14 protein-coding genes and 1 CRISPR repeat array are annotated in these 15,018 nt (G+C 29.7%); all 14 genes read left to right on the forward strand.

From position 1 onward, the window contains the following. Nucleotides 1–8: 8 nt before the first annotated feature. The 14 genes from BUB33_RS04615 to cas2 all read left to right on the forward strand — a co-directional run bounded on the left by BUB33_RS04615 (nt 9) and on the right by cas2 (nt 14,397). Nucleotides 9–2,132: a peptidase domain-containing ABC transporter gene (locus tag BUB33_RS04615; protein ID WP_072973640.1), complete on the forward strand. Its 2,124-nt coding sequence runs from the start codon at nt 9–11 to the stop codon at nt 2,130–2,132. 343 nt (nt 2,133–2,475) lie between these two features. Continuing rightward, complete coding sequence (locus BUB33_RS04620; protein ID WP_072973642.1) at nt 2,476–2,877, forward strand: sigma-70 family RNA polymerase sigma factor; 402 nt, start codon at nt 2,476–2,478, stop codon at nt 2,875–2,877. Nucleotides 2,878–3,304: 427 nt separating this feature from the next. Further along, nucleotides 3,305–4,021: a DUF6973 domain-containing protein gene (locus BUB33_RS04625; RefSeq protein WP_072973643.1), complete on the forward strand. Its 717-nt coding sequence runs from the start codon at nt 3,305–3,307 to the stop codon at nt 4,019–4,021. Between the two features lie 65 nt (nt 4,022–4,086). Then, on the forward strand, nt 4,087–5,121 hold the full coding sequence (locus tag BUB33_RS16285) for an endonuclease/exonuclease/phosphatase family protein (RefSeq protein WP_072973645.1): 1,035 nt from the start codon (nt 4,087–4,089) through the stop codon (nt 5,119–5,121). Between the two features lie 290 nt (nt 5,122–5,411). Beyond that, a complete protein-coding gene (locus BUB33_RS16730) occupies nt 5,412–5,543 on the forward strand; it encodes a hypothetical protein (RefSeq protein WP_268807660.1) in 132 nt (43 codons plus the stop codon). Between the two features lie 97 nt (nt 5,544–5,640). Continuing rightward, entirely contained in the window at nt 5,641–5,817 is a 177-nt protein-coding gene (locus BUB33_RS16535) for a hypothetical protein (protein WP_234949978.1), read from the forward strand. After that, nucleotides 5,804–5,992, forward strand: coding sequence for a hypothetical protein (locus BUB33_RS16540; RefSeq protein WP_072973647.1), 189 nt, complete (start codon nt 5,804–5,806; stop codon nt 5,990–5,992). The genes BUB33_RS16535 and BUB33_RS16540 overlap by 14 nt, the downstream gene beginning before the upstream one ends. 193 nt (nt 5,993–6,185) lie before the next feature. Beyond that, nucleotides 6,186–7,808: a recombinase family protein gene (locus tag BUB33_RS04640; protein WP_084725173.1), complete on the forward strand. Its 1,623-nt coding sequence runs from the start codon at nt 6,186–6,188 to the stop codon at nt 7,806–7,808. Nucleotides 7,809–7,856: 48 nt separating this feature from the next. Beyond that, nucleotides 7,857–9,569, forward strand: coding sequence for a recombinase family protein (locus tag BUB33_RS04645; protein ID WP_072973652.1), 1,713 nt, complete (start codon nt 7,857–7,859; stop codon nt 9,567–9,569). Then, nucleotides 9,559–11,025: a recombinase family protein gene (locus BUB33_RS04650; RefSeq protein ID WP_084725161.1), complete on the forward strand. Its 1,467-nt coding sequence runs from the start codon at nt 9,559–9,561 to the stop codon at nt 11,023–11,025. The genes BUB33_RS04645 and BUB33_RS04650 overlap by 11 nt, the downstream gene beginning before the upstream one ends. A 48-nt stretch (nt 11,026–11,073) precedes the next feature. Continuing rightward, complete coding sequence (gene cas3, locus BUB33_RS04655; RefSeq protein ID WP_084725175.1) at nt 11,074–12,600, forward strand: CRISPR-associated helicase Cas3'; 1,527 nt, start codon at nt 11,074–11,076, stop codon at nt 12,598–12,600. Nucleotides 12,601–12,616: 16 nt separating this feature from the next. Next, nucleotides 12,617–13,108 (forward strand): CRISPR-associated protein Cas4, encoded by a 492-nt coding sequence (gene cas4 / locus BUB33_RS04660; protein ID WP_200778120.1) that lies wholly within the window; start codon nt 12,617–12,619, stop codon nt 13,106–13,108. 11 nt (nt 13,109–13,119) lie between these two features. Next, nucleotides 13,120–14,112 carry a type I-B CRISPR-associated endonuclease Cas1b gene (cas1b, locus tag BUB33_RS04665; protein ID WP_072973654.1) on the forward strand — a complete coding sequence of 331 codons (993 nt, stop codon included), beginning with the start codon at nt 13,120–13,122 and terminating at the stop codon, nt 14,110–14,112. A 6-nt stretch (nt 14,113–14,118) separates the two neighbouring features. After that, nucleotides 14,119–14,397 (forward strand): CRISPR-associated endonuclease Cas2, encoded by a 279-nt coding sequence (cas2, locus tag BUB33_RS04670; RefSeq protein WP_072973656.1) that lies wholly within the window; start codon nt 14,119–14,121, stop codon nt 14,395–14,397. A 184-nt stretch (nt 14,398–14,581) separates the two neighbouring features. After that, a CRISPR array of direct repeats spans nt 14,582–15,009; the repeat unit is 30 nt; unit sequence CCTTTAATAGAACTAGAGTAGAATGTAAAT. Nucleotides 15,010–15,018: the final 9 nt, after the last annotated feature.

The raw sequence follows: 15,018 nt of genomic DNA on the forward strand, positions 1-15,018 counted from the left end.
GGTATAACTTGAAACAGGTTAAGTTTATACAACAATTATCTGAAACAGGATGTGGTGTAGCTGCTATTTGTATGATATTGGATTTTTATGGCTGTAAAACACACATTGCTGAATTGAACAAAAAAATAAATATTTCAAGAGACGGTGTTTCACTTAGGGAGCTTATAAAGGTTTCAAAAATCTATGGGCTAACAGCAAGAGCAATGCAATTGCAAGACAAAGAAAACATAAGGCAAATATACAATGAACTACCATGTATTTGTCTTAAGAACAATAATCATTATATAGTACTTTGCAAAATAAAAAATGATTTTGTGTCTTATCTAGACCCAGAGATTGGCAAAGTAACTGTGAGTATTGAAGAATTTAATAAATCTTTTACAGGAATAATGTTGTTGCTTACACCTAATAAGGAGTTCAAAAAAAGGAAGAAAAAGAATTATAGTTTTAGTTTATTAAAATTGGGTTTTCTTGATAAAAAAATGATTGTTTTAGCAATATTTTTGTCAGTTGTAATTCAAATGATGACTCTTTTTACTCCATGGATAACAAAATATGTAATAGATGATGTTGTAGGAAAAAGTGCAAATACAAACATATTTATTTTGTTTATATATTCTATAATATTTGCTTTTGCGTATGGGTTATTTTCTTTTATAAGGTATAAAATAATATCATTGTTAGAGAAAAAATATGTTTCTTCTTTAAAAAAAATAATTGTAGAAAAAACTTTTAAACTACCATTAAAGTTTTTTGATATTAGATCAGCAGGAGAAATTATTTCAAGAATAAATAGTATTGATGCGCTTCAACAAATTATAACAAATATTGTTACTTCTATCTTTATTGATTTTACAACAGTAGTGATAGTAGCTATAGTAATGCTTAGAAGTTCTGTGAAATTAGCTTATATAATTTTTGCAATGGGTTTTATTTTATGTGTTTTCCTACTATTTTTTCTTAAAACAGTAGATAAAAAAAATTTAAATTCTATTATGAGCAGAGAAAAAACTCAAAGTTACTTGATGGAAAGTTTTTCAAATATCACCATTATGAAGACATTAGGTGCAAATAAAATAGTTGTAGGTAAATGGGGTGAGTTTTATAACAAGCAAATTTCTTCAGAATATATTAGAGAGAAAACGTTGGGACTTTATCAAAGCTTCATGCTCTCATACAGATTATTACCAACTTTTGTAATATTATTTATAGGTAGTCTTTTGATAAATGATAAAGTCATGTCTATTGGAGAAATGATGGCTTTTATATCATTAACTAATCTTTTTCTAAATCCTTTAGCGACAATCATGCAAAATGTATTTGATTTTCAGTATTCAACATCTATTATTGACAGACTTACGGAAATAGTGTTTGAAGATGAAGAACCAGTGAATGATGGAAAATATATAAAAAATTTCGAGCAATTAGAATTTAATAATGTAGATTTTTCATATGATGGAAGGTGTGGAGAAAAAGTTCTTAATAATATTACATTTAATTTGAAAAAAGGAGATAGAATATCTTTTGTTGGTAGAACGGGGTGTGGGAAAACTACAATAGTAAAATTGATATTGATGTTATATCCATATTATAATGGGAATATACTTATAAACTCAGAAAATATAAATAAATATAATTTGAAATCATACAGAAAATTGTTTGGAATTGTGCTGCAAGATCAAATGTTTTTTAATGATACTATAAGGAATAATATTGATATTGCTCAATCGCATACAGATGATGAGGTTAAACAGGCTATAAAAATTGCTTGTTTTGAAGCTGACGTAGAAAAAATGCCTTTTAAAATGGATACACAAATTGGTGATAATGGACATAACTTGTCAGGAGGACAAAGGCAGAGATTAGCAATAGCTAGAATTTTAATTAATGAGCCTCAAATTGTTATTTTAGATGAAGGTACAAATCAATTAGATGCAATTACAGAGGATAGAATTATGAAGAATTTAAAAGAGAAAAATATATCATTAATAACAATAACACATAGGCTTTCAACAATAGTATCATCAGACAAAATATTTTTTTTAGACAACGGGAAGATTGTGGATAGTGGTGAGCATATAGAATTAAAAGAAAGGAATGAATCTTATAGTAGGCTTTTTGAAAAACAATGATACCAAATGTAATTAAGAAATGAGATTTAAATAAATTTTTATATGATAAAATTATTAGAAATTTAAGTCTAATAATTTATTTTTAGGAGGGATAGAATTATTTAAATTGGATTGTTAGAATTAATGAATATGGAGCATATTATGAAAAGAGTATTTTTATTATTAAAAGAGTATTTATTAACGAAGATATTACCTTTTTATAGTTAAAATAAATCAGCTTATTTTAGATAAAAGATACTTTTCGTATAATTTAAGAGGACTTTGCATGTCAAAATGCAGAAGTCCTCCTTTTTTATTTTCAAAACTTTTCGTTGTCAAAAAATAAAAAAGGAGGATTTTGCAAATGACAGATGATAGGAAGTATATTTATGTAAAAGGTAAAAAGATATATGTGTCAGATGAAATATATAAAGCATATAAGAAACAGCTCAATCATGAAGCTCATGTAAGTAGACTTGACAGAAAGCATAAGGTCTACGGTTTTGAAGATTACAATGTCAATATAGAGTCCATTGCAGATACAGATATAGATATTGAAAAAATCATTGAAACCAAGATGAGAATAGAGGAGCTGTATAAAGCACTTGAGAAGCTCAATGAGGAAGAAAGAAAAGTAATAGATTCTTTGTATTTCAAAGAGATGAGCATTCGTGATTTAGCAGAAGAACAAAAGGTGTCTTCAAAGAAGATATTTAACTTTAGAAACAAAATTTTAAAAAAGTTAAAAGTGCTGCTTAATCAGTAAATAACTGATAGGGAGCAGATGGGAGACGATTTGCTCCCTATCTAAAAGAATCTAAAAATTGGAAATAAAAGTCTATAAAAATAGAAATTATAGTAGTAAAAAGATATTTGTCTTATAAAAGTTGAATATATTTTGTAAGTATCAAAGTGCCATTTCTAGTAATTAAATAGAAAAATAATTAATTGTAAAATAAACAACTATATTACTTGCAAAATTAAATTAGTTAGGATACACTGACTATAGTAAAGAGTTATGGTGATTTCGAGAATAGAACTATTCGTTGATATAATTTTAGAAAGTGAGGTGATTGAGATGTTTATAAGTGGTCTTTAAAATTAGAGAGATGGGGATGGACATAGAAGGATGCTCCAAAATTACAATTTAATAAAAAAGATAGGTTGTATTTAAAGGAAGGATGGGAAATTAGATGTTAAAGAAAAAATCTGGATGGTTAAGTATAGTAGCATTAATGAGCATATTAATGGTAGTATCTCCCATGAATGTATTTGCTGCAGAAAGTGAAAATACAACAAGAGTTAATCAAGATGTTACAGTTGAAATTAGAGATACTAATGATTTAGCAACATTATCGGATGAGTTAGATAGATTTGTTCAGTTAAATCCGGATAGTACGGAAGAAGAACAGGACGCACATCTTATAGAGTTTATAAAAAATGGTGGTTTAAGCAATAATAGAATAGACTCAAGAGGTGTGGGTGATTATCTTCCTGGATATGGTAGTCTTAATCCTGCTGAAAGAAAATTAGCACTTGCACATCCTGTACAAGCTGTAAAGGTATATAATGCAGGAAAAACTGCTACCAATAAAACAATAGAAGTATATGGTCAGAATGGGTGGCAGGATAATTCAGATGCTTTTAGACATTGTCTGTGGAATGCTTTAATGAAACAATCCATAGGTGTGTCTGCAGCTGAAAAATGGGCTACTGCTCATGAGTATAACTCAAGTGGTGTAGATAAAGCTATGGATTTACACAACAATAGTATTGGTAGAGGAATTAATGTTTCAGGACAGTCAACAGCAAACATTGTAGATTCAGTAAAAGCAAAGGTAAGAGATGGATCTTGTAGAAGGATTATAAACGGTTCGTTGGTGGCTACTGATGGTTCCGGAATGAAATAGATAAATATATTAGATAGCGACTTTAAGTTTTTTAAAGTCGCTATCTTTAAAATTATGGAGGGAAAATGAAAATAATATCAAAAAAACATATTATTTTTGGAACGCTATTCTTAATATATATGATAATAGTTTTTTCTTACAGTTTTTTTCAAAAAAGCAATTTAAATAAGGTATTATCAACAAAGATTTTTTTATTGCATTTATATTCATTTTCGATTATATTTGGTTTTATTATCTCTATCATTTCAGTAGTAATTTTAATAGTTATGTTGTATATGAATAGATATTCTTATCAAAATATATTATTTATGGGTTGGATTGGGATATTGATTTTATCTGTAATACTTATAATATTCGGATCAGACACAAAAACAAAGGGTAGTACTTTAAATACAACACATACTGTTAAAATTGTTGAATGGAATACCGCTAATAACATTGACGGAAAAAACATTTACACGATATTTGGAGAATTTGATGCTGATATAGCTGTTTTACCTGAATTGGAAGGATATGAAAAAGGCGATATATCTCAACAAAGATTGAAAGATTTATTTAGTGCAGCCAATTTGGATTTTGGTAAATATGAGTCATTTGTCTCGCTTTCCACCGAAGGTAGCATTGCACCAGTGACTATAATTATCAAAAAAGGAAGGTGTCAATTTAGTAATAACAAAAAAGTACCTATGACTAGATTTGGGACAATATACTTAAAATCAGATTCAGAACAAATACCTAGTATTGTAGGACTACACACAGCTCCTCCATTGCCAGGTTTGATAGATATTTGGAAAAAGGATTTAGAACTAATTTCTTATGACATAGTTAAAGAACAGCCCGATGCTATAATTATAGGAGATTTTAATGCTACTATGAGGCATGGAGCCTTAAATGATATAATAACACATGAAGATGTATTAAATAGTTTATCTATATATAATAGAGGAACATGGAATGTGAAATTGCCATATTTTTTTAGAACATCAATAGACCATATTTTAATACCTAAAAATCAATATTTGGTAAAGAACATAGAGGTAAAAAACTTGTACAATTCAGATCATATGGCAATATTTGCCGAAATACAAAGAATAGAATAAATTTATAATATATGATTAAAAAATTAAAGGTTTATAGAACTAGTTTAACTTGGCGATTAAGAGAAAAAATCTTAATCGCCTTATATTTTTAATAAGTTTCAATTTGAACAAAGCTAATTCTTATAAACAAGTGAGCAGAATGAGTTAACATAACATTGTTATTTCTTTAATATTTAGAATACTTTGTATATTAAGGTATGAAGGAGCTATTTTTTTTTTTGAAAAATTTTCTAAAAAATGGAAACAAAAGTCCTTGAAAGTAAGGTTTATATATAGAGGGAGTTTTAACCTTGGAAAAATTAAATATATTTGCAGATATAAGAAAACAGTTCTTTGACAACTTCATAGACCAAGACAGGACGTTAACCATTTATAGAGCAGCTATCAACAAACGCCAGGAGCTTTCTGCTGAGGAATCTTAGATTTAAATTTTTTAGGTATTTTCTCGGTTTAAACGAATACTTGCAAAAGCAAAGGATAGAAGAAAGTGAGCGATAAATTTGAAGATAGGAAATAGGTGTGGCAGCCTATTGCGATGATATAAATGGGGATAATGATACTTCTACAGTTGTTGCCGGCTCATCTGGAAAAGAGGCGGAGGTGAAATTCCTATGTTGTGTGCTAATAGCCAACACACCTGTCAATGTCAAAAAACTTAAATTTATGAGAGGAGAATTTTCTTATGAAAGAAAATAAGGGAAATTCCACGAAAGATAGGGAAGTCGTGGGATTTACAGTTAAGGAGGCAAAAGAGGGGCAAAAGATAGATCAAATAGAAGGTATTAAAATTAAAGTAAGATTTTCAGATACAGGACTTCATTTAGAGCATTTAGTGACGGCGTACATTAAAGAAAAACTGCTTATGGTATAGGATGATGGTAAAGTACAATGAATAAGTTGTATAATTCCATCATTATAATCTGAAAATAAAAAAATATAGCATAGGTATTGCAATGAAATATGAGGAGCGTTATAATAAATGCGTGGAAGCCTAACCTTTATATTTGGTTTATTGTATAAATCAAATTGAAGGGGGCTTTTTTGTGTTTAAAAATAAAGCAGTAATGTATCTAAGACTATCCAAGGAAGATGGAGAAGCGATAGAAAGCAACTCCATTAGCAATCAGAGAGAAATCATTAGAGCATATCTTAAAAATAAGGATATTCAAGTTGTTGGAGAGTATGTTGATGACGGCTACTCCGGAGCTAATTTTCAGCGTCCTCAGTTCAGTCGGATGATAGATGATGCCTATGAGAAGAAATTTGACACCATTATTGTAAAAGACCTGTCCAGATTCGGACGGGATTATATCGGAGCAGGAAGATATATTCAGCGGATTTTTCCAGAGATAGGGATAAGATTTATATCCGTTAATGACAATTATGACAGCAAACATGCAGATATGAGCGACACGCACCTTATTCTTCCGATTAAGAACTTTATTAATGACAGTTACTCAAGAGATATTTCAAATAAAGTGAAAAGCTCACAAAGAGTAAAGCGACTGAATGGGGAATATATCGGTGCCTTTGCACCCTACGGCTATAAGAAAAGTGAGGAAAATAAGAACAAACTTGTGGTTGATGAAAATGTAAGAAATATCATTAAAGCTATTTTTGATATGAAATTACAAGGCTATTCGTCAAAAGCAATCGGAGATGAACTCAACAGCTTAGGCATAGATTCTCCGAAAATCTATAAAGAAAAGCAGGGTTTAAACTATAAGGGTGGCTTTGAAGCGGTGAAAGGCGGAAACTGGTCTGCAAAAGCTATCAATCGTATTATAGAAAATAAAATTTATATCGGCGTGATGCAGCAGGGTAAAAGTGCAACCATCAGCTACAAAAATAAAAAGCAATTAGAAATTCACCCGTCTGATTGGATAAGTGTAGAAGATACCCATGAGCCTATTATCAGTGAAGAAGTGTTTCAAATCGCAAATGTACTTTTAAAAAGAGATTTCAACACCAAAGTCAAGCAACAAGTGGAATTATTTGCAGGTATGCTGTTTTGTAAGGATTGCAACAGCCCTATGGTTCGTAGGACTGTAAAAACCAATAAAAAAACTGATATTTTCTATATATGCTCCAAATACAATAAAGAGAAGACCTGCACAAGACACAGCATTAAACTGAAAGCTTTAGAAGAAGCGATAACTAAGTTGTTAAAGCAATATGTTTCCTTTAACGAAAAGCTTTATAGTATTGTAAAAAATATTGATTTTAATGTGGATATTAAGGATAGTCAAATTGCTATCTTACAACGTGAAAAGGAAATGACAGAAAATCTTATTTCATCCTTATATACGGATTTGGAAGAGGATGTTATTACAAAAGAGGAATATCAACTTTTTCGGAAAAACTACCTTGAGCAACTTTCAAAGCTTGAAGAAAATATCAAGAATAGGTTGGAAAAGCAAAGAAACATCAAAGAAAGCATTCAAAAGAATAAGAATTGGATTATTGATATTAAAAAGTATAAAGAGCTGAATACGCTTGACAGATTATCAGTGGTAATGCTGATTGACAGAATCCTGATTGGAGAGAACAAAGAAATTGAAGTTGTTTTTAACCATGCTCAGAAATTAGAAATGATTGAAGAAATCACAAAAGAAAAAAGCAATAAGGATAGGGCATCTCTTTCTGAAATGGGAAACGTAAATAGGAAAGTGAGGTATGCCAGATGAAGAAAAATACAATATTTCTGAAGAATAATAAAAATGCGAGGTGGTACTATGGCAAGAACTAAAAAAAGATACTTGGAAACACCTCAAATAGAAGAAATACAGAAAAATAGTCCAATCATCTATCATGCCGGAATTTATGTAAGACTATCTCATGAAAGAACGGAAACCTATCGAAACAAAAGCAGTTCAATTTCTATACAAGAAGAAGTTTGTATAGAATTTGCAAAGGAAAAAGGAATTGCAGTTGAAAAAACATATTGCGACTATGAGTATACAGGTACAAATTTTGAGCGACCCGCTTTTAAGGAAATGATGCAGGATATTAGAAATAGGAAGATTAACTGTATTATTGTAAGAGATATGTCCAGATTTGGCAGAGAATATTTACAGATAGGAAATTATATTGAAAAGGTGTTTCCGTTTATGGGGGTAAGATTTATATCAGTAAATGATCGCTTTGATACAATAGACAGATCTGATAACAAAAAGAACTTTGAGATTGTCATAAAAAATCTGATTAATGATATGTACTCAAAGGACATTTCAACAAAAGTAAAAACAACAAAGCTTACTCTGGCAAAAAGTGGCTTTTTTATTGGAACAAATGCAGCCTATGGTTATAAAGTAAAAAAGGTTACAGGAGGCAGAAAATTAGAAGTTGATGAAAATACCGCTCCTGTGGTAAAGCAGATTTTTAAGTGGAGCTTAGAGGGAGATAATCAAATAGTAATTGCCAGGCGTTTAAATGAAATTGGCTATACAACAGCTGCCACATACAACAAGACAGGAAGAATGTATCAGCATAAAGGAGATTATCAGTGGCGAAAAGGCACCGTAGATAATATTCTTGTTGCAAGAGTATATACAGGAGCTTTGGTTCAAGGTGTTAAAAGCCAAAGCTTATCTCAAGGTAAAAATCAGGAGATATTGCCAAAGGATGAGTGGATTGTCATAGAAAATGCACATGAAGCCATCATATCTGAAGAAGATTTTGAAAAAGTGCAGCAAGAAAGATTAAACAGAAAGCAAAAAAGAGAGGAGTTAAAAAGAGAAAAGAAACTTCATTCAAAGCTTAAAACTATAACAGGTATAGCACCGGAAAATCGCTATAAAAATCTTATATTTGAAAAAGCAACAGGATTTCAAATTCCAAGACATCCGGAGAGCAGTGGTGTCATTCATAAACGGATCAGCTATGTTTTTGATAACAACCGCTCGAATGGTCAGATATATGATTGTCCTAAAATTCGTTTAAAAGAAGAAACACTCGATCAGCTGATTTTACAGTTAATCAGGGAGCAGTTGCAAAATATATCTGGAGTAGAGAAATTTAAGCAAAAAATAGAGCTTCAAGGGATAATACAGCTTGAGAAGTATCAAAAGGAAAAAGATAAGTTCTATGCTTCATTGGATAAAAAGCAGTTATTTATGCAAAAGCTATATGAAAAATATGTAAAGGGCGAAATAAAAAAATCAGAATATCTTTCTTATAAAGACAATTTAATTTCTGAAATTAAGGTGATCAAGAAAGATATTTTTCAAAATGATACGAAAGAGAAAGACCTCAAATATAAGAAAAAAGAAGCTATAAAGTGGATAGAACTATTATATTCCGCTTCAGAGAAAGTGAAACTTTCAAGAGAGCTGTTGGTAAGGCTGATAGAAAAAATAGAAGTAGGAGAAAACAATCATTTGGATATTAAGTTTAGGTTTACTCCTGCTGGCTTAGATAGATTTGGAGGTGATCTGTTTGGAGAATAATATTGCTTTTTACATGAGATTGTCGGTTGATGAAAAAGAAAAGTTGGAAAGTGAAAGTATATCCAATCAAAGATTACTTTTAAAACACTATATCTCTCTTGATAAGGATTTAAATGCCTTCAATATCAAAGAGTATGTAGATGACGGTTATAGTGGAACCTCATTAAACAGACCGGCACTGCAAAGATTATTTGGAGATGTAAAAATTGGGAAAGTAAACTGCATTATCGTAAAAGATATTTCAAGGTTTATGAGAGACTATATTACACTTGGAGATTATCTTGAAAATATCTTTCCGTTTCTCGGCATCCGCTTTATTTCAGTAAATGATGGCTATGATAGCCAAAAAGAGTCAGACACTGGAATAGATATAGGTATTCAATTTAAGGGACTTCTATCAGATTTTTATGCAAAAGAAACTGCTGAAAAAGTAAGAAATAGTCTTCTTGCCCTGAAACAACAAGGTAAATGTATGCAGGCAAATCCCCCCTATGGATATATCAGAGATCCTGATGAAAGAACAAAAATCATGATTGATGAAAAAACCGGAGAATATGTAAAAAGAATGTTCGGTATGATACTTGAGGGGTATTCCACAATCCAAATAGCGAGGACATTTAATAAAGAGTCTGTTATTACACCAAGTGCAAGGAAAAGGGAAATTACAGGTCAAACCTATAAAGAACGTAGTATTTATACCGAAAATCACACAAAAACAATCTGGATGAATTCAAGTGTTTGCAGGATTTTAAAAAATGAAATGTACACAGGCACCTTCATATTTAATACTGTAAGGAAAACAAAGCTATATGGCGGTTTAACGACAAAGATCCCACGTGAAGAATGGGGGCGTATTTATAATCACCATCCACCATTAATCAGCTATGAGGAATTTAATCAAGTACAAAGCATTTTAGCCTCAAGAGCAATTAAGCATGTGTCAAGCAGTAAAAAGAAAGAAAAATCAGCATTGCAAGAGGTGCTGTATTGTAAGGATTGTGGACATTCACTTGTAATTATGCAACGCAAAGAAGCTAGGAACTTGGCTTGTTCTACCTGTATGATGAAAGAGATAAAGACTAATTTTGAAAAAATAGAGGTCATTGAAAAACAAGTTTTACAACTTCTTCAGGAGAAGATAGATGTGCAAGAAAGATACGTAAAGGGAAATATTCAGGAAATACATTCATACAGTTTGGAAATTGAAAAGCTGGAGAAGGAAAAAATAAAAAGTTTTGAAAAATACAAGGCGAATAAAATCAGTAGGGAAGATTTTATCAAGGTAAAGAATAAGATAAATGATAGAATACTAAGATTGAATCAATGTATTCATGACACAGATCCGGAGAATGTAGATAATGAAGATATTTCTATCTTAACAAAAGAGTTGGTAGAAAAATACATTTTAAAAATACTTGTACACCACAATGGTGGATTTGAAGTACAATATAAGTAGGTGTAAAAATCTTAAAAATTTTTTATCATTCTCTTGACATCAAAGGGCATGGGTAAGACAGAAGCTGGACTTCTATGGATAGGAGATAATAAGGGTTTTTTTACACTCCCACTTAAAACAGCTATAAATGCAATGTATAAAAGAATAATAGAGAAGATAGTCAGTGATGATTATGAAAATAAAGTAGGACTTTTACATTCAGATATTAAAAGAGAATATTTAAGTAAAAAAGAAGAAATAGATTTTGATGAATATTATAATAAAACAAAGCAATTATCATTGCCTCTAACCGTTTGTACAATGGATCAAATATTTGATTTTGTATATAGATATAGAGGATTCGAGCCAAAACTTGCTACCCTAGCATATTCTAAAGTAGTAATAGATGAGGTACAAATGTATACGCCAGATTTATTAGCATATTTAGTTGTCGGATTATCATATATAGACAAAATAGGTGGAAAATTTGCTATATTGACAGCAACCTTACCACAGATATTCGTAGAATTATTAGAAAAAGAAAATGTAAAGTTTCTAAAGCCTGAACCTTTTACAAATACAAGAATAAGGCATAGTGTAAAGGTAAAACATGAAAAGCTAAATTCAGAGTTTGTTAAGGAAGTATATAATGATAATAAAGTTCTAGTTATATGTAATACTGTAAAAGAGGCACAAAGAATATATAGAGAACTATCAAAAGATGAGGAGATTGTACAAAATATAAATTTATTTCATAGTGGATTTATAAAAAAAGACAGAAAAAGAAAAGAAGATGAAATTTTAGAGTTTGGAAATAAGGAAAAAGGATGTAAAGGAATATGGATAACAACTCAAGTAGTAGAAGCATCTTTAGACATAGATTTTGATATTCTTGTTACAGAACTTTCAGACTTAAATGGACTATTTCAAAGATTTGGAAGATGTTATAGGGATAGAGACTGGGATAAAGAAGGATATAATTGCTATGTATTCGATGGTGGAGATTTTAAATGTAGTGGTGTTGGAAATGTTATAGATGAATATATATTTAAACTTTCCAAGGAAGCTTTAGACAATGTAAAAGGAGCTATTACGGAAAATGAAAAGATAAATTTAATAGACAGTATATATACTATGGAAAAACTAAAGGACACAGAGTACCATGATAAATTAATAGACGCTATACAATATTTAAAATTAATAGATCCTTATGAAATGTCTAAGAAAGAAGTTATGGAGAGATTTAGAAATATAGAATCTAAAACAATTATACCTAAGACTATATATGAGGATAATAAAGTTAGAATAGATGGATATATAAAGATATTAAAACAAGAATACGATAAAGATGCTACTTTAGAAGAACGAAAAAGGATGAAGGAAGCAAAATTGGAAGCTAGAATTAGCTTGGATGATTTTACTTTATCTATACCATTATATCGAGCAGAAAAACATCTTTTAGAAAAGAAAGATATTAGCAAATATGAATTTATAGAGATATTTGAGTGTGATTATAATGATAAAGTTGGGATAATATATAAATCTAAAGATTATGTTGAGAAAGAAACTAGAAGTTGTGAAGGTAGAATCTTTTGAGTGAAAAGGTGATAAAGTGAAGAAAATAACAGGGGTAATGATATATTATTATTTCATATGTAAAAGAAAGCTATGGTATTTCAATAATGATTTGAATATGGAGTTTAATAGTGAATTAGTAGGAATGGGGAAGTTAATAGATGAAAATTCCTATGGAAGAGAAAAGAAGAGTATATTAATAGATGAAACCATAAATATTGATTTTTTGAGAAACTGGAAGGTTATACATGAAGTTAAAAAATCTAGAAAATTAGATGAAGCTGGTAAATGGCAACTTAAATATTATATTTGGGTTCTAAGAAGTAAGGGAGTTAACATAGAAAAGGGAATACTAGATTATCCCCTTTTAAGAAAGAGAGAGGAAATATTTCTAACTACTTCAGAGGAAGAGGAGTTGATGGAGGTATTAGAACAAATTCAAAATATAATCAATATGGATTTGCCTCCTGAAGTTATTAATAAACTCTTTTGTAAGAAGTGTTCTTATTATGAACTTTGTTATATATAGGAGGTGGAGTATTGGGAGAAGCATTCTATATCTTAAAAGATGGAGATTTAAAACGGAAGGATAATAATGTAGTAATAACAAATTTAGATGGTGAAGAAAAGAATCTGAAAGCTGAAGTTACTGATGAAGTATATTTATTTGGTGAAGTAAGTTTAAATACGAAATTACTAAATTTTATATCCCAGAAAGGAATTATACTACATGTATTTAACTATTATGGATTCTATAGTGGTAGTTATTATCCTAGAGAGGCAAATATAAGCGGATATTTACTTGTACAACAGGTGAAAGTTTATGACAATAAGGAAAAAAGACTAAAGATTGCTAAAGAAATATTAAAAGCTGCATCTTTTAATATTTATAGGAATTTAAGATACTATAATGGAAGAGGTGTTGATTTAGAAGAACCAATGAGAAAAATTGATAGCCTGATTAAAAAATTAGATTATGGAAAGTCTATCAATGAAATTATGGGCATAGAAGGTAATATTAGAAAAACATATTATTCAACTTGGAATGATATTGTAAAACAAGATATACAATTTGAAAAGAGAGTAAAAAGACCGCCAGATAACATGATTAATTCTCTTATTTCATTTATAAACAGTCTTATTTACACAACAACTTTAAGCGAAATATATAAAACTCAACTAAATCCAACAGTAAGTTTTCTACATGAACCAGGAACAAAAAGATTTTCGCTGTCTTTAGATATTGCAGAAATATTTAAGTCTTTAATTGGAGATAGGATGATGTTTTCTATGCTCAATAAGAATCAAATAACAGAGGAAGATTTTGAAAGAGAATCAAATTTTTTATATCTTAAGGAATCTGGTAAAAGAAAAATACTTATGGAATATGATAAGAGATTGGAAAGTACAATATCTCATAAAGAATTAGGAAGAGATGTTTCCTATAGGTATCTTATTAGACTAGAGTGTTATAAGTTGATTAAACATATAATTGGAGAAAAAGAATATTCTGGATTTAAAATATGGTGGTGATATAATATGTATGTGATACTTGTTTATGATATTTTGGCAGATGATAATGGTTCCAGAGTATCTAGAAATACTTTTAAAATTTGTAAGAAGTATTTAACTCATATTCAAAAATCAGTATTTGAGGGAAATTTGACTGAGTTGAATTATATGAAGTTGAAAACTGAATTAAATAAACATATTAGAAAGGATAAGGATTCTGTATTGGTATTTAAGAGTAGAGATGAAAGATGGTTAGAAAAAGATTATCTAGGAATAGTGGATGAGAAAACATCTAATTTTTTTTAAATTATATCTTGTCGACCTATAATAGTGCAAATATTGTAGGACATTGACAAACAGTTATATTTAATAAATGAAAGTGATTATTTGAAGATTTCAGTAAATAAACACACTAATATAACAAGTAAAATTAGAGATCGACAAAGATGATATATTAACATCAGCAAAATCAATGAGTTGAAAGAAACGCCCTTTAATAGAACTAGAGTAGAATGTAAATGATTTAAAAAGAATAGTAATATCCATAGATCCTAATCCTTTAATAGAACTAGAGTAGAATGTAAATTCTTTATAATAAACCTCTTTGACTTTAATAGCTTGTCCTTTAATAGAACTAGAGTAGAATGTAAATGAGGGAGTATATGTATTAAGGCGTGCAAGCAAAGAACCTTTAATAGAACTAGAGTAGAATGTAAATTTAGAATTAGAATTTGCAGATGGAACGATTAAAGAAGCCTTTAATAGAACTAGAGTAGAATGTAAATACATTGTCAGTTAGTGAATCAGATATAAATCTGTATCCCTTTAATAGAACTAGAGTAGAATGTAAATAAGATTAATTTTAAAGTAGAAGGGATGGATAAACTTCCTTTAATAGAACTAGAGTAGAATGTAAATCCCAAAAAT

The organism is Tissierella praeacuta DSM 18095 (genome assembly GCF_900128955.1).
GTDB classification, from domain to species: Bacteria; Bacillota; Clostridia; order Tissierellales; family Tissierellaceae; genus Tissierella; species Tissierella praeacuta.